Raw genomic sequence first — 17,665 nt, forward strand, 5'->3', positions numbered from 1 at the left:
CGCCCGGCGGTGGGGCACCTCCCGCGCCTCACCGCCGGCCTCCGGCCCCGCCAGGGCTCAGACGTGGACCGTCGTGATCGGCAGCGACGAGTCCGCCGGGATCTCCAGGGTCGAGGGGGTGACCCCCGCCGCCACCAGGTCGGACCCCAGAGCGGCGACCATGGCCCCGTTGTCGGTGCACAGCCCCGGCCGGGGCACCCGCAGCCGCACGCCCGCCGCGTCGCAGCGCTCCTGGGCCAGCGCCCGCAGCCGCGAGTTGGCCGCCACGCCGCCGCCGATCAGCAGGTCGTGCACGTCGTACTTCTTGCACGCCTGCAACGCCTTGCGGGTCAGCACGTCGACCACGGCCTCCTGGAAGGAGGCGGCCACGTCGGGCACGTGGATCGACTGCCCGGACGCCTCGCGCGCCTCGACCCAGCGGGCGACGGCCGTCTTGAGCCCGGAGAAGGAGAAGTCGAGCGTGCCGTCGTCGATCTTGCCCCGGGGGAAGGTGACGGCCGTGCCGGAGCCCTCGCGGGCGGCCCGGTCGATGTGCGGGCCGCCGGGGAAGGGCAGCCCGAGCACCCGGGCCACCTTGTCGAACGCCTCGCCGGCCGCGTCGTCGACGGTCGAGCCGAGCGAGATGACGTCTTCGGCCACGTCGGGCACCAGCAGCAGCGAGGAGTGGCCGCCGGAGACCAGCATGGCGATGCACGGCTTGGGCAGCGGCCCGTGTTCGAGCTGGTCGACGGCCACGTGGGCGGCCAGGTGGTTGACGCCGTAGAGCGGCACGCCGAGGCCCAGCGCGTACGACTTGGCGGCGGCCACGCCCACCAGCAGCGCCCCGGCCAGGCCGGGCCCGGCGGTGACGGCGATGGCGTCGATGTCGGAGAACTTGAGCCCCGCCTCGGCCAGCGCCGCCTCGACCGTGGGCGTCATGGCCTCCAGATGGGCGCGGGAGGCGACCTCGGGCACCACGCCGCCGTATCGGGCGTGCTCGTCCATGCTGGAGGCGATGGTGTTGGCGAGGAGCGTGTGGCCTCTGACGATGCCGATGCCGGTCTCGTCGCACGACGTCTCGATGCCCAGGACCAGGGGTGCGTCAGCCATCCAGCTTCCTTCTCATCATGATCGCGTCGGTGCCGTCGTCGTAGTAGCGGCGGCGGATGCCGATCTCCTCGAACTCGAAATGCCGGTAGACCGCCTGGGCGCGCGGGTTGTCGGCGCGTACCTCCAGGAAGATCTCGCGCGCGCCCCTGCGCCGCGCCTCGGCCAGCAGCTCGGTCAGCATCGCGCTGCCGATGCCGGTGCCCTGGTGCTTCTCCAGCACGGCGATGGTCTGCACGTCGGCCTGGTCGGACGCGACCGCGATGCCGCTGTAGCCGACGATCTCGTCGTCGGCCAGGGCCACCACGTAGTGCCGCGACCGCGGCATGTCGGCCAGCTCGCCGCGCATCATGCCCTCGCTCCACGCGTCGAGCGGGAACGTGGCCTGCTCGATCGCCATGACCGCGGGCAGGTCGGCCTCGGTCATCGGCCGCAGTCTCACGCCGTCACCCTCTTGGGCGCGCCCGGCACCACGGCGTCGGGCCTGCGCAGGTAGATGGGCCGCGGCGGGTCGAGCGGGACGCCCGCGGCCAGCCGCTCGGCGGCCAGCGCGGCCAGCGCGCCCGCGTAGGGGTAGGGCGGGGCGTCGTGGCGGCCCAGGACGTCGGGGTAGAGCCCGGCGCCGGCGCCCACGACCGGCAGGCCCTCGACGGGCACGTCGGCGGGCCGGTCGACGAACGGGCCGCCGGCACGGGTGCGCATGTCCTGGTAGCGCGCCCAGAACACCTCCTTGCGCCGGGCGTCGGTGGCGACCAGGAACGGCTCGCCGAGCCCGCTGCCGTAGGCGACCGCGTCGAGGGTGCAGATGCCGTACGCGGGCACGGCGAGCGTCGTCGCGAGCCCCTGGGCGGTCATCAGCCCGACGCGCAGACCCGTGTAGGGCCCGGGGCCGCTGCCCGCGACGACGGCCGTCACGTCGCGCAGGGCGGCGCCCGACTCGGTCAGCACGCGTTCGATGGTGGGGACGAGCAGCTCGCCGTGGCGGCGGGCGTCGATCGTCGTGGACTCGGCGAGCACCCGCTCACCGTCGTGGAGGGCGGCGGTGACGGCGGGCGTCGCGGTATCAAAGGCCAGGACCAGCACGACTGTTTAGCCTACCCGCCGGACGGGTCACACCCAGCCGGTACGCCGTTTCAGCCACTCCAGCGCGACCACTCCCTGCGCCCGCTGGAACGCCCTGAGCGTGGGCAGCCCGGGCGGATCGGGCAGCCGGCCGTTCCGGACGAAGTAGCCGGTCTGGGCCGCGACGACCGCGGTGACGGCCGGGTCGGGATCGTCGAACAGCTCGTGGGGCGCGGGCCCGCCCTGCATGCCGACCGACGGCAGCATGGCCACCTGGTCGTACCAGGGCGCGGCCAGGCAGGCCCACGGCCAGTCCACCACGTAGACGCGGTCGGGCGTGAGCAGGATGTTGTCGGCCCGCAGGTCGGCGTGGACGAGGGTGTCGCCGGCCGCCGCCGCCTCCCAGCCGGACTCCAGCTCGGCCAGCTCGGGCAGGTGGCGCAGCGCCCACGGGTCGAGCCCGGCGGTGTCCTCGCCGAGCAGCCTGCGCCACCCCTGGAAGGAGTCGCCCATGACCTCGCCGATCGTGCGGGCCTCGATCGGCGACGGGGTGAGCGCGGCGGACATCTCCTTCAGGGCCGTGAAGACCCGGTCGAGCTCGTCGCGCCGCCACGGCATCTGGGGGTGGGCGGCCTCGACGTCCTCGAAGACCAGGGCGACCCAGCCCTCCAGCTCGAACGCCGTCAGCAGCTTCGGCGCGGGGACCGACTCGGGGAGCGCGGCGGCGTTCCTGAGCTCGGAGCGGTAGATGCGCACGCTGTCGGGGTTGGGCTCGGGGCCGACGGCCTTGACGAACGCGCGCCGGCCGTCATCGGTCCGCAGGCGCACCGCGGCCGCCGGGGAGAAGCCGCCCTCCTGGGTGACGGCCTCCACGACGCGGCCGCCGAGGAAGCCCTCGACCGCCTCGCGCACCAGCGGGTGAACCTCTTGCCAGGGCACGCGGGCGCCGGACGCCGGCGGGTTGAGGTCAGTGCTCATCGTTCCATGATCAGGCTCGGGACGCGTAGACGATGATGTTGTCGACATATTCGCCTCTGGCGTAGTCGAACTTACCGCCGCAGGTGACGAGTTTGAGTCCGTCGTCGACGTACACCCGCCGGGCGGGGAAGTGGTCCTTGGAGACCTGCTCGATGGCGTCCACCTTGAAGCTGACGACCTTGCCGTCGCTGCGCTCCACCTTGACGGTCTCGCCCTTGCGTAACTGCCTGAGCTTGTAGAACACGGCGGGGGCGGTCTTGGTGTCGACGTGGCCGATGATCACCGAGGCGCCCTTCTCGCCGGGCACCGCGCTGCCGCTGTACCAGCCGGCCATCTTCGGCTTCTCGTACGGCGGCAGCTCGACCTCGCCGTCCTTGCTCAGCCCGAGCTTCATCAGCGGGGCCTCAAGATCGAGCGACGGGATGTCGATGCTCTTGGGCACCACGCTCGCCGCCGGGGTGGAGGAGTTCTGCATGCTCTTGCCGAAGGCGACCAGCAGCAGGCCCGTGACGGCGCCCGCGAGCACCACCCGTCCTGGACGTGCCATCGATCAAGCCCGGCTGCGCCGCTTGACCATCACGACCGCGCCGCCGACGAGGACCAGGGCCACCAGCGCGCCGGCCGGGCCCAGCGGGATCGAGGACTCGTCGTCGACGTCACGGCCGAAGGTGCCGCCGCCGCCCGCCTTGGGCGCCTTGGTGGGCACGCCGGTCGGGTCGGCCTCGGCCCTGGCCACCTTGAGCGTGGCCTTGCCGACGTCGTTGGTGCCGTCGCACTTGACGTCGACGGTGTACGAGCCGCGCTTGACCGTGCCGGAGACCGTCGCCTCGCCGCGGACCCAGGGCGAGCCGTTCGCCGGGCTGCTGGTCGCGGTCGGCGTGGCCGAGCCGGCCGGCACGGGGTTGAGCGGGACGCCGTTGAGGAACGCCCGCGAGGTCGCGGTGCCGGTGTGGGCCGGTCCGCCGGACGGCAGCGGGCAGTTGGCCAGGATCCACACCTTGGACGTCTCCCCCGCGGTGACCCGGTCGGGGTTGACCTGGACCGCGATGCTCGGCCTCTTGGTGGGCGGGGCGGTCGCGGTGGTCGTGGTCGTGGCGGTGGTCGTCGTGGTGGCGGTGGTGGACGTCGTGGCTGTGGCCGTCGGTGTGCCTGTCGGTGTGGTCTCGGCCGAGGCCGCACACCCGGTCAGCCCGACCACCATGATGGCACCCGCGTACGCGACTCGACTGACCCTGAGCACCGCCGCACCCCACTTTGCCGTCTTGCACCCAGCATCCACCAAAAATGTGGATGTCGCCCCTCCTGATACCCAGAAATTCTGGGCAAATCCCTGACCAACGATCATGATTTATGTCATCGGTCCGGTACGTCAAGGGTGACAGCTTTGCCGGAAATTGACGGAGGTTTTAGCCTTAGGCCGGATCAGACGGCGTGTCGGCCCACCGGTCGCCCACCCCGCGCAGGGTCACCAGGCGGGCGTCGTCGCCGGTCTCCCGGTCGATGTGGATCTCCAGCCGGTCTTCGGCCAGCCCCTCGACCAGGCCCTCGCCCCACTCGACCACGGTGACCGACTCCTCCAGCGAGGCGTCGAGATCGAGGTCGTCGACCTCCAGGTCGCCGCCGAGGCGGTAGGCGTCGACGTGCACCAGGGGCGGGCCCTGCCGCAGCGACGGGTGCACCCTGGCGATCACGAAGGTGGGCGAGGTGATCGGCCCGCGCACCTTGAGACCTTCGGCGATGCCCTGGACGAGCGTGGTCTTGCCCGCGCCGAGCGGCCCGGACAGCACGATCAGGTCACCGGGCCGCAGGTGGGCCGCCAGGCGGGCGCCGTAGGCCCGCATGTCCTCCGCTGTCGCCAGTCGCACTACAACTCCACTCGCTTGATCAGGTCGCGCAGCGCGTCGTTGACGATCCCCGGGCGCTCCAGCTGGATCAGGTGGGAGGTGTCGGGGATCTCGGTGACCTGCGCCTTGGGCAGCGCCGCCGCGATGGCCCTGCTGTGGTCGGGCGGGGTCAGCCAGTCGCGCTCGCCGTAGACGATGGCGGTCGGGACCGGGTCGAGGACGTGCAGCGCGGACAACTTGTCGTGGTTCATCAGGGCCGGGTAGAAGGCGGCGAACACCTCGGTGGGGGTCTGCCTGATCATCGACTCGGCGAAGTCGACCACGGTCGGGCTCACGTTCGCGGAGTCGCCGAAGCCCATGTAGCGGGTGATCAGGAACGCGATGTCGCTGCCCGCGTGCCGCGTCCTGTCGACCAGCGCGCCCTTCCTGCCCAGCAGCGACACCGTGGACGGCGCCACCTTGTGCACGGCCTTGGACACCATCGCCGGCAGCCCCAGCGTCAGCTCGGCCAGCTTGCCCGCCGAGGTCGCGATGAGGGCGACCGCCCGGATCTTGTCGCCGAACAGCTCAGGACGGCTGTCGGCGAGCGCCATGATCGTCATGCCGCCCATCGAGTGGCCGACCACCACGCACGGGCCGGGCACGAACTCCTCGATCACCTCGGCGAGGTCCTGGCCCAGCCGGTCGATCGTGCTGTCGTCGGCCGTGCCGCGCTGCGAGCGGCCGTGGGAGCGGATGTCCCACAGCACCAGGCGGTGGTTCTCGCGCAGCTCCTTGCGCTGGTAGTGCCACGATTCGAGGTTGAGGCAGTAGCCGTGGCACATCACGATCGTCAGCGGCGCGTCCTCGGGGCCGTCGATCTCGACGTGGAGCGCCACCCCGTCGGAGGTGACGAGCGTGCGCTCCCTGCCGCGCAGCTCGCCGAACGGCTCGCTGGCCTCCTCGTCGTGCCGCAGCCTGATCCGGCCGACCGCGTAGCGCTTGGCCAGAGCCGCCGCCGCGACACCGGCCGACGCCGCTCCGACGATCGCGCCGGCGATTCCGACCCTGCGCCGCCGTGTTGTCGTCGTCATGTCCCCGATCCTTCTCCGCTCATGGCCGCTCCGGAGTGCCCGCCGTCACATGCTGGTGGACCCGTGGCACCCGGGAACCGATCCTGGTCACGATCTCATGCGTGATCGTGCCGAGGGTATCCGCCCATTCCTGGGCGGTCGGCTCACCCCCGTCGCCGGGACCGAACAGCACCACCTCGTCGCCCGGCGACAAGGGGTCGTCGCCGACGTCGATCACGAACTGGTCCATGCACACCCGGCCCGCCACTTTCCGGCGGCGCCCGCCCGCCAGCACCTCGGCTCTTCCCGACGCGTGCCGGAGTATGCCGTCGGCGTAGCCGAGCGGCACGAGGCCGAGGGTGGTCTCGTGGTCGGTGACGTAGAGGTGACCGTAGGAGACGCCCGACTCCTGAGGGACCCGCTTGACGAGCGCGATCCTGGCCGTCAGGGTCATGGCCGGACGCAGCCCGAAGTCGCCCAGCTCGGGGACGGGGCTCAGGCCGTACATGGCGATGCCCGTCCTGACCAGGTCGAAGCGGGCGGCCGGCAGGGTCAGGACGGCGGCCGAGTTTGCCAGGTGCCTGATCACCGACGACCCGGCGGCGCCCGCCTGCTCGGCCTGCTTCAGCGCGCTCTCGAACGCCTCAAGCTGCTGGTCGACCGAGGGATGGCCGGGCAGGTCGGCGCAGGCGAAGTGGGACCACAGGCCGACGATCTCGACGACGCCCTCCGCCCGCAGCGCGAGCGCCCTGCTCAGCAGGCCCGGCCAGGCGGCCAGCGGCGCGCCGCCCCTGCTCATGCCGGTGTCGGCCTCCAGGTGCAGCTTGGCCGGACGGCCCACCCGGCGGGCGGCGGCCGCGATCTCGTCGAGCAGGCTCTCGTGGGCGGCCGACAGCTCGATGTCCTGTGCCACGGCCCGGTCGAGGGGCTCGCCGGGGGTGATCAGCCAGGCCAGCACGGGCGCGGTGACGCCGCCCTCGCGCAGCGCCAGCGCCTCGGCGACGAAGGCCGTGCCCAGCCTGGACGCGCCGCCCTCAAGGACGGCCCTGGCCGAGGGCACCAGCCCGTGGCCGTAGGCGTCGGCCTTGACGGCCCCCATCAGCTCGGCGCCGCCCGCCCGCTCCTTGAGCAGGGCCACGTTGTGCCGGATCGCGGACAGGTCGACCCGCGCCTCGGCGGGGGTGGCCATCGAGGAGTACATCTCTCCAGTGTGGCAGCTCAGACGGGTGGTCGAGCGCGGTTCGCGCCGCTCAGCGACGGCGTTCGCCGTGGACGGACCGGATCGCCTCAGGGACGGGATTCGCCGTGGACGGAGCGGATGGCCTCAGGGACGGCCGCCGCCACCCCGGCCGCGGTGAGCGGGGCGCCGCGGGCGGCCAGCCGGCCGGCCAGCCCGTGCACGTACGCGCCGACCGAGCCCGCGTCGTAACAGCACAGCCCCTGGGCCAGCAGCGCGCCCGCCACGCCCGACAGCACGTCGCCGGTGCCCCCGGTGGCCAGCCACGACGTGCCGGTCTCGTTGACGCGGACCGGCCTGGCCTCCTCGGCCACCACCGTGGTCGAGCCCTTGAGCAGCACGGTCACGCCCAGCTCGGCCGCGGCCCGGCGGGCGTGCTCCAGCCGGGCGGCCTCGATGTCGTCGCGGCTCACGCCGATCAGCCGCGACAGCTCCCCCGCGTGCGGCGTGATCAGCACGGGCGCCCGCCTGCGCAGCAACGACCGGTCGCGGGCCACCAGGGTGAGCCCGTCGGCGTCGATCAGCACCGGGACGTCCGAGGCCAGCACGCGGGCGGCCAGCTCGTGCGCCCAGTCGCCGGTGCCGAGTCCCGGCCCGAGCAGCCACGCCTGGACGCGGCCCACGTCCTCGACGGACGGCCGGTCGAGCGGCGTGATCACCGCTTCCGGCCAGTGGGCGCGCACCTGCTGGACCGGCTCGTGGGTGCCCGCGTAGCGGACCAGGCCCGCGCCCGCCCGCAGCGCGCCGCCCACGGCCAGCACGGCCGCGCCGGTGTACAGGTCGCTGCCCGCGGCCACCCCGAGCACGCCCCTGCGGTATTTGTCGGACTCGTTGCCGGGTCTGGGCAGCAGGTCCTCCACGTCCGCGCGGGTCAGCGCCGCGACGTCGGGGTCGGGCAGGAAGGGGCCGAGCCCGATGTCGACCAGCTCGACCCGGCCCGTGTGCGCGGCGCCCGGATCGACCAGCAGCCCCGTCTTGCAGGCCCCCATCGTCACCGTCACCCGCGCCCGCACCGCCGCGCCCGCGACCCGCCCGGTGCTCGCCTCGACGCCGCTCGGCACGTCGACCGCGACGATCGTGCCGTGGGCCGCGTTCGCCTCCTCGGCCAGCCGGGCGTACGGCTCGCGCAGCGCGCCCGCGGCCCCGATGCCCACCAGCCCGTCCACGATCAGGTCGGCGTCCCGGACCTCCTGGACCGCTGACGGGCCGGCCACGCGGCCTCCGGCGTCGAGGAGGGCGCGCAGGCCGCCCTCGTGCGTCTTCGCGCCGGCCAGGACCGCCTCGACCCGGGCTCCCCGGCGGGCCAGGCGCTCGCCGGCGTAGAGGGCGTCGCCGCCGTTGTCGCCGCTGCCGACCAGCAGCACGACGCGGGCGCCGTACACCCGGCCCAGCAGGTCGGCGCAGGCGGCGGCGAGACCGTGGGCGGCCCGCTGCATGAGGGCGCCCTCGGGCAGGCGCGCCATCAGCGTGCGCTCGGCGTCGCGGATCTGGTCGGCGGTGTAGGCGGTCTTCATGGCCTCACTCCGTTCGGCTGCTCGGTCGCCATATGCCGCCGCCTTCCCCCGCTCCGGTCGCTGCTCCACGCGAGGGCACTCCCTGGCGCGCATGATCCGAAACTATCCCTCCGCGATCACATAGGCCACGGCGACGCCCCCGTCATGGCTGAGCGACAGGTGCCAGCGCTTGACCCCGAGGCCGTAGGCCACCTCGGCGACCTTGCCCGACACGTGCAGCTCGGGCTTGCCCAGCTCGTCGCAGCGCACCTCGGCCTCCAGGTGCCCGAGCCCCCTGGGCGCGCCGAGCGCCTTGGCCACGGCCTCCTTGGCGGCGAACCTGGCGGCGAGCGAGTGCGCCGGCAGCGGCCGTTCGATGTCCGTGAACAGCCGCTCGCGCAGCTGCGGCGTACGTTCGAGAGCCGCCTCGAAGCGGGCGATGTCGACGATGTCCACTCCGATACCCAGGATCATCGTCCCAGGCTACTCAGAACAGGCCGCGCTCCCACGGCCCCCAGATGGCGAACGACCGCCCCTGGACGGCCTGCACGTTGACGTAGAGCGTCTGGCCGCCCGGCCCGAACGTCGAGCCGGCGAACTCGGCGCCCGGATCGCCGGGGATCGGCTGCAGGCGGCAGAAGTCGAAGATCTCGCCCGTCCTGGTGAGGCCGCGCAGGAAGTTGTCGCCGTCGCCGTCCTCGCAGAGCACCAGCGTGCCGCGCCGGCTGACGGTCACGTTGTCGGGCAGGTCGAGCGCCGACGAGCGCGGCGACTCGTAGACCAGCCGCAGCCGCCCGCTCCAGGTCTCGTACGCCCACACCTGGCCCCGCCCGTCGCCGAAGCCGGGAGGCGGCCGGTCGCCCGGCGCGGTGGCTCCGCCCTGGGTGGAGACGAAGTACACCACGCCCTGGTGGAAGACCGCGCCCTCCAGCCTGGCGAAGATCGCCGCGCCGCCAGCGCGCCCCTGCCGGCCCACCGCCTGGACGGCCTCCTCGTACGGCGGCCTGCCGGTGAAGCGGGGGTCGGGCTCGTCGATGTCCACCCAGCGCGTGGCGTAGGAGGCCCCCGCCCGCTGCCCGCGCGACAGGTCGGCGCGCTCGACGCCGTCGACGGCGAGCATCTGCAACCGGCCGCCGTCGAGCAGCCGGCCCTCCCGCATCGGGTGCTTGGGCGGCAGGTAGCGGTAGAAGCCGGAGGGGAAGGAGAAGTTGTCCTCGGTGAGGTAGACGGCTCCGGCGGCGGGGTCGAAGGCGGCCGACTCGTGCGGGAAGCGGCCGGCCGACCTGATCGGGCGCGCGCTCGCGACCCCGCCGACCGGCACCTCGAACAGGTAGCCGTGCCTGCGCTTGAGCTTGGTGTTGTCGTTCCCGGACGGGTCGTCGCCCACGTCGGGGCCGTTGACCGTCTCCTCGCAGCTCACCCAGGCCCGCCAGGGCATCGGGCCGCCGGAGCAGTTGGTCATGGTGCCGTTGAGCGAGGGGCCGCTGCTGAGCACCTCGCCGTGGCGGGTGACGTGCAGGGTCGAGGTGCCGCCGCCGGCCGCCGGGTCGTAGGCGGTCTCCTTGTCGCCGAACGCGCCGACCGGGCCGGTGACCTCGTGGTTGCGTACGAGGATCGTGCTGTCCTTGGGGCCGCTGAAGGCCGCCATGCCGTCGTGCCGGCCGGGGACGGTGGAGCCGTCGGTGAACTTCTCGCCCGCGGCGCTGAACGAGCGGTACCGGAAACCGTCGGGGAGATGCAGGCGCACCTTGCCGTCGCGCAGGTCGGCGACCGGTCGCAGCGGCCCGTAGCCGGCGGCGGGCCGGACGCCGCCCCTGGCCCCGGCGCAGGCGACCCCGGCGAAGGGCCCGGCCACGGCCAGCACGTTGGCGAGGAAACGACGGCGATCCACAAGACCTCCCGGGAGGCTACGTCCGGAACAGTAGCCGCCCGCCGGTTCCGGCACGCCCGGATCGTCAGGACCGGTCTTTCTTCCCGGAATCATGCTTTGGTAATCCCACGTTTTTATCCACAGGCTGTGGATGGCCGCCGCGCGCCACCCGCCCATGATCGCATTTGTCCCCCATCGCTACGCTGCCTAGGTGAACAACGGCTACGTGGAACTGAGCAGGGAGCAGTGGAGCGAGCTCCGCAAGAACACGCCCTTGACTCTCACCGCAGACGAGCTGGAAGACCTGCGCGGCGTCGATGACCCCATCGACCTCACCGAGGTCACCGACATCTATCTCCCCCTGACCCGGCTGCTCAACCTGCACTTCACCGGGTCCAAGCAGCGCAGCAGCGTGCTGAGCGCCTTCCTCGGCGACGCGGGGACGCGCGTGCCGTACATCCTGGGCATCGCCGGGAGCGTCGCGGTCGGCAAGTCGACCACGGCGCGACTGCTGCACACCCTGCTGGCCCGCTGGCCCGAGCACCCGCATGTGGAGCTGATCACCACCGACAGCTTCCTCTACCCCAACGCGGTGCTGGAGGCCAAGGGCATCATGCAGCGCAAGGGCTTCCCGGAGAGCTACGACCGGCGCGCGCTGGTCAGGTTCGTGGCGGAGGTCAAGGCGGGCGCTCCCGAGGTGTACGCGCCGGTCTACAGCCATCTGGAGTACGACATCGTCCCCGGCGCCCGCCAGGTCGTGAAAAATCCAGACATCTTGATCATCGAGGGGCTGAACGTGCTCCAGCCCGCCCCGCCCACGTCCCTGGCCGTCAACGACTACTTCGACTTCTCCATCTACGTGGACGCCAAGGTCGAGGACATCCGCACCTGGTACGTCGAACGGTTCCACAAGCTGCGCCGCACGGCCTTCGAGGACCCGAAGTCCTACTTCAAGTACATCGCCGAGCTCACCTACGAGCAGGCCACGGACTTCGCGGTCAACGTCTGGCGCGACATCAACGAGCGCAACCTGGTCGAGAACATCGCCCCCACCAGGGGACGCGCCGACCTCGTCCTGCAGAAGGGCGCCGACCACGCGGTCAGGCGGGTACGGCTTCGCCGGACCTGAACACCTCGTCGAAGACATAGGCGGCGAACCGGCCCGCGCACTCCTGGTCGTCGATGTCGGCGAACCAGCAGTCCTCACCGTGATCGTGGCATCTGAAGCGAGTCATGTGAGGCAGCCTCGCGTACGGCGGTCAACGCGACGTCAATGTCCGATGGACAACAATGGCGGGGTGCTGCATCTCCGACTGATCATCCCTGCCGACCGCACCGACGAGGCCGTCGCGCTGTTGCAGGAGTGCACGGGCGTCACCAACGTCATCGTGCTGCCCGGGGCGGCCCGCGAGCCGGCGGGCGACGTCGTCCTCTGCGACGCCGCCCGCGAGGCGGCCAACGAGGTGATCAGCCGGCTCAAGTGGGTGGAGGACGTCGGCTCGATCGCCATCGAGCAGGTGGACCTGTCGCTGTCCAGGGCCGCCACGGCGGCGGTCGAGGAGGCGCCCGGCGATCCCGACGACGCGGTGGTGTGGGAGGAACTGGCCCACAAGGTCTCCAGCGACTCCCGCATCACCTGGGCCTACCTGGCCTTCCTGGCCATCGCGACGCAGCTCGCGGGCATCGGCGTGCTGCAGAACTCGCCCATCCTGATCGTCGGCGCGATGGTGCTCGGCCCGGAGTTCGGCGCGATCGCCGCGATCTGCTTCGGCCTGCTGCACGGGCGGTGGCACCTGGTCATCGGCTCGTTCAGAACTCTGGTCGTGGGGTTCACGGCGGCGATCGCCCTGACCTTCGCCTGCGCGCTGGTCTCGACCTGGCTCGGCTGGATCACCGAGAAGAACCTCGCCGTCAACTCCGAGGTCCACTTCATCGTCACGCCCGACAAATGGTCGTTCATCGTGGCGTTGCTGGCCGGAGGGGCCGGGGTCCTGTCGGTGACCGCGGGCAAGTCCTCGGCGCTGATCGGCGTCTTCATCTCGGTCACCACGGTTCCGGCGGCGGGCTACCTCGCCGTCGCGCTCGCCCTGGGCGACTGGGCTGAGGTCGCGGGGTCGCTCTCGCAGCTCGCGGTGAACATCCTCGGCATGGTCATCTCGGGCACCGCCACGCTCGTGGTCCAGCGGAGATTCTGGCCTCAAGTAGGACAGCGTTCATCCGTGTGAACGAGGCCAGGCCCACCCCGCGCCCGGTAGGGTCCGCCACATGCACATCCTCGCCACCGAGGGGCTGACCAAACGTTTCCCCACCGTCACCGCGGTCGACGGGCTCACGGTGACCGTGGGATCCGGCGTCACCGGGCTGGTGGGGGCGAACGGCGCGGGCAAGTCGACACTGATCAAGATGCTGCTCGGCCTGCTGCCGCCCAGCCAGGGCGCCGCGCGAGTGCTCGACCTCGACGTGACCGCGCAGGGCGCCGAGATCCGCCGGCTCGTCGGCTACATGCCCGAGCACGAATGCCTCCCTCCCGACGTCTCCGCGACCGAACTGGTCGTCCACCTCGCCAGGATCTCCGGGCTGCCGCGCACGGCCGCCCGCGAGCGCGCCGCCGACGTGCTGCGCCACGTGGGCCTGGCCGAAGAGCGCTACCGCCCGATCGGCGGCTACTCCACCGGCATGAAGCAGCGGGTCAAGCTGGCCCAGGCTCTCGTGCACGACCCCAAGCTCGTCTTCCTCGACGAGCCCACCAACGGGCTCGACCCGCGCGGCCGCGACGAGATGCTGACGCTGATCAGGCGCATCGGCACCGAGTTCGGCATCAGCGTGCTGGTCACCTCCCACCTGCTGGGCGAGCTGGAACGCATCTGCGACCACGTGATCGTCATCGACGGCGGCCGGCTGCTGCGCTCGTCGGCGATCTCGGAGTTCACCCAGGCCACCCAGACCGTCACGGTCGAGGTCGAGGACGGCCTGGAGCCCCTGGCCCGGCGCCTGACCGAGACCGGCCAGACCGTCTCCCAGCAGGGCCGCCTGCTGGTGGTCAAGGTGCTCGGGCCCGAGACCTACGACGCCGTCCGCGACGCCGCCGTCGACCTCGACCTGTGCCTGATCCGCCTCGAACAGGGACGCCACCGCATCGAGGACGTCTTCAGGGAGGAGGCGGCCAATGTCTGAGATCTACGACATCGGCTACCGGCACTACGACGGCCCCCGCATGGGCGGCGCGTACGCCACCCGCGCGCTCACCGTCCACAGCCTGCGCGGCATCTTCGGCCTCGGCCGTCCGGCGCGCAGCAAGATCGTGCCGTTCGCGCTGGTCGTCATCATGCTGCTGCCCATGGTGGTGTCGATCGCGCTCATGGCGCTGGCCCAGCAGCGCGGCATCCCCTACAGCGGGTTCGCGGTCCTCATGCAGGCCGTGGTGGCCATCTTCCTGGCCTCCCAGGCCCCCACGGTCGTCGCCCCCGACCTGCGCCACCGCGTGCTGCCCCTGTACCTGTCGCGGCCGATCTCGGTCTTCCAGTACGTGGCCGCCAAGGTGATCGCGATGACCGCCGCGCTGTTCCTGCTGGTCGCCGGGCCGCTGACGCTGCTGTGGATCGGCGAGCTGGTCGTGGACATGCCGGGGCCGCCCGCCACCGGCGAGTACGTCGGCGCGCTGCTCATGGCGCTGGTGCTGGCGCTGCTGCTGTCGGCGTTCGGCCTGGCCCTCGCCTCGTTCACGCCGCGGCGCGGGCTGGGGGTGGCCTCGGTGATCACGGTCTACCTGCTGTCCTCGGCGTCGGTGCCGCTGCTCTACGGCACGATGATCAGCACCGGGAACGAGTCGGGGGCCGCCTGGGCCTGGTTGATGAACCCGTTCTGGCTGGTCGACTCGGTGCAGTCGTGGCTGTTCGGCACCCCGTCCCACGCCGACGGCCCGTACCCGAACGGTCCCGCCTCGGCGGCGATCCTGGTGGTGCTGATCGGCGTCGGCCTGGCCGCTCTCGCGCTGCGCTACAGGAAGGCGGCCTCGCGATGAAGATCGAGCTCTCCCAGGTGTCCCGCTGGTACGGCAACGTGGTCGCGGTCAACGACGTGACCATGACGATCGGCCCCGGCGTCACCGGCCTGCTCGGGCCCAACGGCGCGGGCAAGTCGACGTTGCTGCACATGATGGCCGGGTTCCTGGCGCCGTCCGGCGGCTCGGTCACGCTGGACGGCACCCAGGTCTGGAAGAACCACCACATCTACCGAAATATCGGTCTGGTCCCGGAACGTGAGGGCGTGTACGGCTTCCTCACCGGCTGGCAGTTCGTCCTGTCCGCCGCCCGCCTGCACGGCCTCCCCGACCCCGTCGAGGCCGCGCGCAAGGCCCTGGCCACGGTCGAGATGGAGGAGCCGAAGGACCGCCGGGTGGAGACGTACTCCAAGGGCATGCGCCAGCGGGTCAAGGTGGCCGCCGCCCTCGTCCACGACCCGGCCGTGCTGCTGCTCGACGAGCCGTTCAACGGCATGGACCCGCGCCAGCGCCTCCACCTGATGGACCTCATCCGCGCCATGGGCACCGCGGGCAAGACGATCCTGTTCAGCTCGCACATCCTGGAGGAGGTCGAGCGGGTCGCCCAGCACATCGAGGTCCTGGTGTCCGGCCGGCACGCCGCCTCGGGCAACTTCCGCGAGATCAGGCGCCTGATGACCGACCGGCCCCACCTGTTCGTCATCCGGTCCAGCGACGACAGGAAGCTCGCCGCGGCCCTGATCCGCGACGAGTCGGCCGGCGGCATCACGCTCCGCCCGGACGGCCTGGAGGTCCAGGCGACCGAGTTGCGGCGCTTCGCCCGGCTGCTCCCCCGCGTCGCCCGCGACGAGGGTGTGCGCCTGCACCAGGTCTCCCCCGCCGACGAGGACCTGGAGAGCGTCTTCGCCTACCTGATCAACAGGAGCACCTGAATGAACACCGTGGTCGCGGGCATCACGTACCGCTCACTGCTCGGGCGTCGCCGCATCATCCTGCTCCTGCTGCTCCCGCTGGCCCTGATCGCCCTGGCCGTGCTGCTGCGCGTGGCGACCGGCGCCGACCAGAAGCTGGCCGTGGACCTGATGCAGAAGTTCGCCGTCCAGGCGATGCTGCCGCTGCTGGGGGTCATCGCGGGCACCGGCGTCATCGCACCGGAGATCGACGACGGCACCGTCATCCACCTGATGTCCAAGCCCATCTCCAGGCCCGTGATCGCCCTGACCAAGTTCGGGGTGGCGGCCTCGCTCATGGCCGTGTTCGGGGCCCTGCCGACGTACGTGGCGGCCTGGATCCTGGTGGGCGGCGAGGACGGCATCGCGGCCGGCTTCGCCCTCGGCGCCCTGATCGCCGGCATCGCCTACGCCGCGCTCTTCCTGCTCCTCGGGGTCGTGACCAAGCACGCGGTCACGATCGGCGTCATCTACGCCCTGGTCTGGGAGGTCACCGTGGTGAGCTTCATCGAGGGGGCGGGCAAGTTCTCGATCCAGGCGTGGGCCATGGCCATCGCCGACCAGATCTCCGACTCGCCGTTCCTGCAGTCGAAGGTCGCGATGGGCTTCGCCGTGCCGGCGCTGATCGTGGTGACCGTGGCGGCGGTCTTCTGGGCCGGCCGCAGGCTGCGGGCGTTCGCTCTCACCGGCGACGAGTAGCGGCCCGGCGGGTACGGCGCGCGGCCGTACCCGCCCAGGCGCGTCAGGAGGCGCAGGCCGTACGGACCACGTCGGCCAGGCGGCCCGCCACCTGGTTGGCGTGCTCCTCGGAGGCGGCCTCCACCATCACCCGGATCATGGGCTCGGTGCCGCTCGGCCGGATCAGCACCCGGCCGGTCTCCCCCAGCTCCGCCTCGGCCTCGGCCACGGCGGCGATGAGTTCGGGCACCGACGCCTTGCCCTTGTCGACGTCCTTGACGTTGATCAGGATCTGCGGCAGCGGGGTCATCACCGAGGCCAGCTCCTTCAGCGGGACGCCCGACTTGGCCACCACGCCCAGCAGGTGGAGCGAGGTGAGCAGGCCGTCGCCCGTGGTGGCGTGGTCGAGCATGATGACGTGACCGGACTGCTCGCCGCCCAGGTTGAACCCGTCGGACTTCATGCGTTCGAGGACGTAACGGTCGCCGACCGCGGTCTCGATCACGGTGATGCCGCTCTCGCGCATCGCCAGCTTGAAGCCCAGGTTGGACATGACGGTCGCGACCACGGTGTCCTTGGACAGCAGGCCGTCGCCGTGCATGGCAGCGGCGAGCACCGCCATGATCTGGTCGCCGTCGACGACCGCGCCGGTGTGGTCGACCGCCAGGCAGCGGTCGGCGTCGCCGTCGTAGGCCACGCCCAGATCGGCACCCCTGGACACGACTATCTGCTGGAGCTTGTCCAGGTGGGTGGAGCCGTGCCCGGCGTTGATGTTGAGCCCGTCGGGTCTGGCGCCGATGGCCTCGACCCGGGCGCCCGCCCGCACCAGCGCCTCGGGCGCGACCATGTGGGCGGCGCCGTGCGCGCAGTCGACCACGACGTGCAGGCCGTCAAGCGCGGCGGTCATCGTGGTCAGGACGTGCGAGATGTAGCGGTCGGCCTCGCCGTACGCGTCGCGCACGCGGCCGACCCCCGAACCGACGGGGAAGGACCAGCTCTCACCGAGCCGGCGCTCGATCTCGTCCTCGACCGCGTCGGACAGCTTGAAGCCGCCCCTGGCCAGGAACTTGATGCCGTTGTCCGGCGCCGCGTTGTGCGAGGCGGACAGCATGACGCCGAGGTCGGCGCCGAGCGCGGCGGTGAGATGGGCGACGGCCGGGGTGGGCAGCACGCCGAGGCGCAGCACATCCACTCCGGACGCCGCGAGGCCGGCGACCACTGCGGCCTCCAGGAACTCCCCGGAGGCTCGCGGGTCCCGGCCCACGACGGCCACGGGACGACGTCCCGTGGCCGCGAACGCGCCCGCATCACCGAGTACATGGGCGGCCGCCACGGACAGGTCCATGGCGAGCTCGGCCGTGAGGTCGCGACCAGCGACCCCACGTACCCCGTCGGTGCCGAAAAGGCGCGCCAAT

20 protein-coding genes are annotated in these 17,665 nt (G+C 72.0%); 6 read left to right on the forward strand and 14 right to left on the reverse strand.

Translation table 11 applies throughout. The annotated features are described in order from the left end of the window. Positions 1-57: 57 nt before the first annotated feature. The 12 genes from tsaD to ACFYUV_RS16030 form a co-directional block, all read right to left on the reverse strand. Positions 58-1,089 (reverse strand): tRNA (adenosine(37)-N6)-threonylcarbamoyltransferase complex transferase subunit TsaD, encoded by a 1,032-nt coding sequence (gene tsaD, locus ACFYUV_RS15975; RefSeq protein ID WP_352318676.1) that lies wholly within the window; start codon positions 1,087-1,089, stop codon positions 58-60. Next, complete coding sequence (rimI, locus tag ACFYUV_RS15980; RefSeq protein ID WP_387669280.1) at positions 1,082-1,513, reverse strand: ribosomal protein S18-alanine N-acetyltransferase; 432 nt, start codon at positions 1,511-1,513, stop codon at positions 1,082-1,084. The genes tsaD and rimI overlap by 8 nt, the downstream gene beginning before the upstream one ends. Positions 1,514-1,524: 11 nt before the next feature. Then, positions 1,525-2,169: a tRNA (adenosine(37)-N6)-threonylcarbamoyltransferase complex dimerization subunit type 1 TsaB gene (gene tsaB, locus ACFYUV_RS15985; protein ID WP_387669233.1), complete on the reverse strand. Its 645-nt coding sequence runs from the start codon at positions 2,167-2,169 to the stop codon at positions 1,525-1,527. A gap of 27 nt (positions 2,170-2,196) precedes the next feature. Next, positions 2,197-3,126 (reverse strand): aminoglycoside phosphotransferase family protein, encoded by a 930-nt coding sequence (locus tag ACFYUV_RS15990; RefSeq protein ID WP_387669235.1) that lies wholly within the window; start codon positions 3,124-3,126, stop codon positions 2,197-2,199. A gap of 10 nt (positions 3,127-3,136) precedes the next feature. Next, positions 3,137-3,673: a class F sortase gene (locus ACFYUV_RS15995; RefSeq protein ID WP_352318670.1), complete on the reverse strand. Its 537-nt coding sequence runs from the start codon at positions 3,671-3,673 to the stop codon at positions 3,137-3,139. Positions 3,674-3,676: 3 nt separating this feature from the next. Beyond that, the gene (locus tag ACFYUV_RS16000) at positions 3,677-4,366 is read right to left on the reverse strand and encodes a hypothetical protein (protein ID WP_387669237.1); all 690 of its coding nucleotides are present in this window, start codon (positions 4,364-4,366) and stop codon (positions 3,677-3,679) included. Between the two features lie 172 nt (positions 4,367-4,538). Next, positions 4,539-4,991 carry a tRNA (adenosine(37)-N6)-threonylcarbamoyltransferase complex ATPase subunit type 1 TsaE gene (gene tsaE / locus ACFYUV_RS16005; RefSeq protein ID WP_352318666.1) on the reverse strand — a complete coding sequence of 151 codons (453 nt, stop codon included), beginning with the start codon at positions 4,989-4,991 and terminating at the stop codon, positions 4,539-4,541. After that, positions 4,991-6,043, reverse strand: a complete 1,053-nt coding sequence (locus ACFYUV_RS16010; protein ID WP_387669239.1) for an alpha/beta fold hydrolase — start codon at positions 6,041-6,043, stop codon at positions 4,991-4,993. Before ACFYUV_RS16010 ends, tsaE begins: the two co-directional genes overlap by 1 nt. A gap of 19 nt (positions 6,044-6,062) precedes the next feature. Beyond that, positions 6,063-7,211 (reverse strand): alanine racemase, encoded by a 1,149-nt coding sequence (alr, locus tag ACFYUV_RS16015; protein WP_387669281.1) that lies wholly within the window; start codon positions 7,209-7,211, stop codon positions 6,063-6,065. 98 nt (positions 7,212-7,309) lie between these two features. Continuing rightward, positions 7,310-8,773 carry an NAD(P)H-hydrate dehydratase gene (locus ACFYUV_RS16020; RefSeq protein ID WP_387669240.1) on the reverse strand — a complete coding sequence of 488 codons (1,464 nt, stop codon included), beginning with the start codon at positions 8,771-8,773 and terminating at the stop codon, positions 7,310-7,312. A gap of 102 nt (positions 8,774-8,875) precedes the next feature. Beyond that, positions 8,876-9,226, reverse strand: a complete 351-nt coding sequence (locus ACFYUV_RS16025) for a holo-ACP synthase (protein WP_357982729.1) — start codon at positions 9,224-9,226, stop codon at positions 8,876-8,878. 13 nt (positions 9,227-9,239) lie between these two features. Further along, a complete protein-coding gene (locus ACFYUV_RS16030) occupies positions 9,240-10,643 on the reverse strand; it encodes a PhoX family protein (protein ID WP_387669242.1) in 1,404 nt (467 codons plus the stop codon). Between the two features lie 205 nt (positions 10,644-10,848). Between ACFYUV_RS16030 and coaA the strand changes: the two genes are divergently transcribed. Then, a complete protein-coding gene (gene coaA / locus ACFYUV_RS16035; RefSeq protein WP_352362923.1) occupies positions 10,849-11,751 on the forward strand; it encodes a type I pantothenate kinase in 903 nt (300 codons plus the stop codon). Here coaA and ACFYUV_RS16040 read toward each other — a convergent pair. Next, positions 11,723-11,857 (reverse strand): hypothetical protein, encoded by a 135-nt coding sequence (locus tag ACFYUV_RS16040; RefSeq protein WP_352318657.1) that lies wholly within the window; start codon positions 11,855-11,857, stop codon positions 11,723-11,725. The genes coaA and ACFYUV_RS16040 overlap by 29 nt on opposite strands. A 63-nt stretch (positions 11,858-11,920) precedes the next feature. On the opposite strand from ACFYUV_RS16040, the gene ACFYUV_RS16045 reads away from it, so the two are divergent. Genes ACFYUV_RS16045 through ACFYUV_RS16065 form a run of 5 tightly spaced genes read left to right on the forward strand, consistent with a single transcriptional unit; the run spans position 11,921 to position 16,271 of the window. Further along, on the forward strand, positions 11,921-12,847 hold the full coding sequence (locus ACFYUV_RS16045) for a DUF389 domain-containing protein (protein ID WP_387669243.1): 927 nt from the start codon (positions 11,921-11,923) through the stop codon (positions 12,845-12,847). 40 nt (positions 12,848-12,887) lie between these two features. Next, positions 12,888-13,796: an ABC transporter ATP-binding protein gene (locus tag ACFYUV_RS16050; RefSeq protein WP_352362861.1), complete on the forward strand. Its 909-nt coding sequence runs from the start codon at positions 12,888-12,890 to the stop codon at positions 13,794-13,796. Then, on the forward strand, positions 13,789-14,643 hold the full coding sequence (locus tag ACFYUV_RS16055; protein WP_387669244.1) for an ABC transporter permease: 855 nt from the start codon (positions 13,789-13,791) through the stop codon (positions 14,641-14,643). The genes ACFYUV_RS16050 and ACFYUV_RS16055 overlap by 8 nt, the downstream gene beginning before the upstream one ends. After that, complete coding sequence (locus tag ACFYUV_RS16060) at positions 14,640-15,554, forward strand: ABC transporter ATP-binding protein (protein ID WP_352362865.1); 915 nt, start codon at positions 14,640-14,642, stop codon at positions 15,552-15,554. The genes ACFYUV_RS16055 and ACFYUV_RS16060 overlap by 4 nt, the downstream gene beginning before the upstream one ends. Continuing rightward, positions 15,555-16,271, forward strand: a complete 717-nt coding sequence (locus tag ACFYUV_RS16065) for an ABC transporter permease subunit (protein ID WP_387669246.1) — start codon at positions 15,555-15,557, stop codon at positions 16,269-16,271. Between the two features lie 43 nt (positions 16,272-16,314). On the opposite strand, the gene glmM is transcribed toward ACFYUV_RS16065, so the two are convergent. After that, positions 16,315-17,664 (reverse strand): phosphoglucosamine mutase, encoded by a 1,350-nt coding sequence (glmM, locus tag ACFYUV_RS16070; RefSeq protein WP_387669247.1) that lies wholly within the window; start codon positions 17,662-17,664, stop codon positions 16,315-16,317. Position 17,665: the final 1 nt, after the last annotated feature.

Origin of the sequence: Nonomuraea sp. NPDC003560 (assembly GCF_042878785.1) — a bacterium.
GTDB lineage: Bacteria > Actinomycetota > Actinomycetes > Streptosporangiales > Streptosporangiaceae > Nonomuraea.

What these genes read in the sequence shown, in the direction of transcription:
- tsaD (WP_352318676.1), bottom strand. Translation starts at nt 1,089, where the DNA reads ATGGCTGACGCACCCCTGGTCCTGGGCATCGAGACGTCGTGCGACGAG.
- rimI (WP_387669280.1), bottom strand. Translation starts at nt 1,513, where the DNA reads ATGACCGAGGCCGACCTGCCCGCGGTCATGGCGATCGAGCAGGCCACG.
- ACFYUV_RS15990 (WP_387669235.1), bottom strand. Translation starts at nt 3,126, where the DNA reads ATGAGCACTGACCTCAACCCGCCGGCGTCCGGCGCCCGCGTGCCCTGG.
- ACFYUV_RS15995 (WP_352318670.1), bottom strand. Translation starts at nt 3,673, where the DNA reads ATGGCACGTCCAGGACGGGTGGTGCTCGCGGGCGCCGTCACGGGCCTG.
- ACFYUV_RS16010 (WP_387669239.1), bottom strand. Translation starts at nt 6,043, where the DNA reads ATGACGACGACAACACGGCGGCGCAGGGTCGGAATCGCCGGCGCGATC.
- alr (WP_387669281.1), bottom strand. Translation starts at nt 7,211, where the DNA reads ATGGCCACCCCCGCCGAGGCGCGGGTCGACCTGTCCGCGATCCGGCAC.
- ACFYUV_RS16020 (WP_387669240.1), bottom strand. Translation starts at nt 8,773, where the DNA reads ATGAAGACCGCCTACACCGCCGACCAGATCCGCGACGCCGAGCGCACG.
- ACFYUV_RS16025 (WP_357982729.1), bottom strand. Translation starts at nt 9,226, where the DNA reads ATGATCCTGGGTATCGGAGTGGACATCGTCGACATCGCCCGCTTCGAG.
- ACFYUV_RS16040 (WP_352318657.1), bottom strand. Translation starts at nt 11,857, where the DNA reads ATGACTCGCTTCAGATGCCACGATCACGGTGAGGACTGCTGGTTCGCC.
- ACFYUV_RS16050 (WP_352362861.1), top strand. Translation starts at nt 12,888, where the DNA reads ATGCACATCCTCGCCACCGAGGGGCTGACCAAACGTTTCCCCACCGTC.
- ACFYUV_RS16055 (WP_387669244.1), top strand. Translation starts at nt 13,789, where the DNA reads ATGTCTGAGATCTACGACATCGGCTACCGGCACTACGACGGCCCCCGC.
- ACFYUV_RS16060 (WP_352362865.1), top strand. Translation starts at nt 14,640, where the DNA reads ATGAAGATCGAGCTCTCCCAGGTGTCCCGCTGGTACGGCAACGTGGTC.
- ACFYUV_RS16065 (WP_387669246.1), top strand. Translation starts at nt 15,555, where the DNA reads ATGAACACCGTGGTCGCGGGCATCACGTACCGCTCACTGCTCGGGCGT.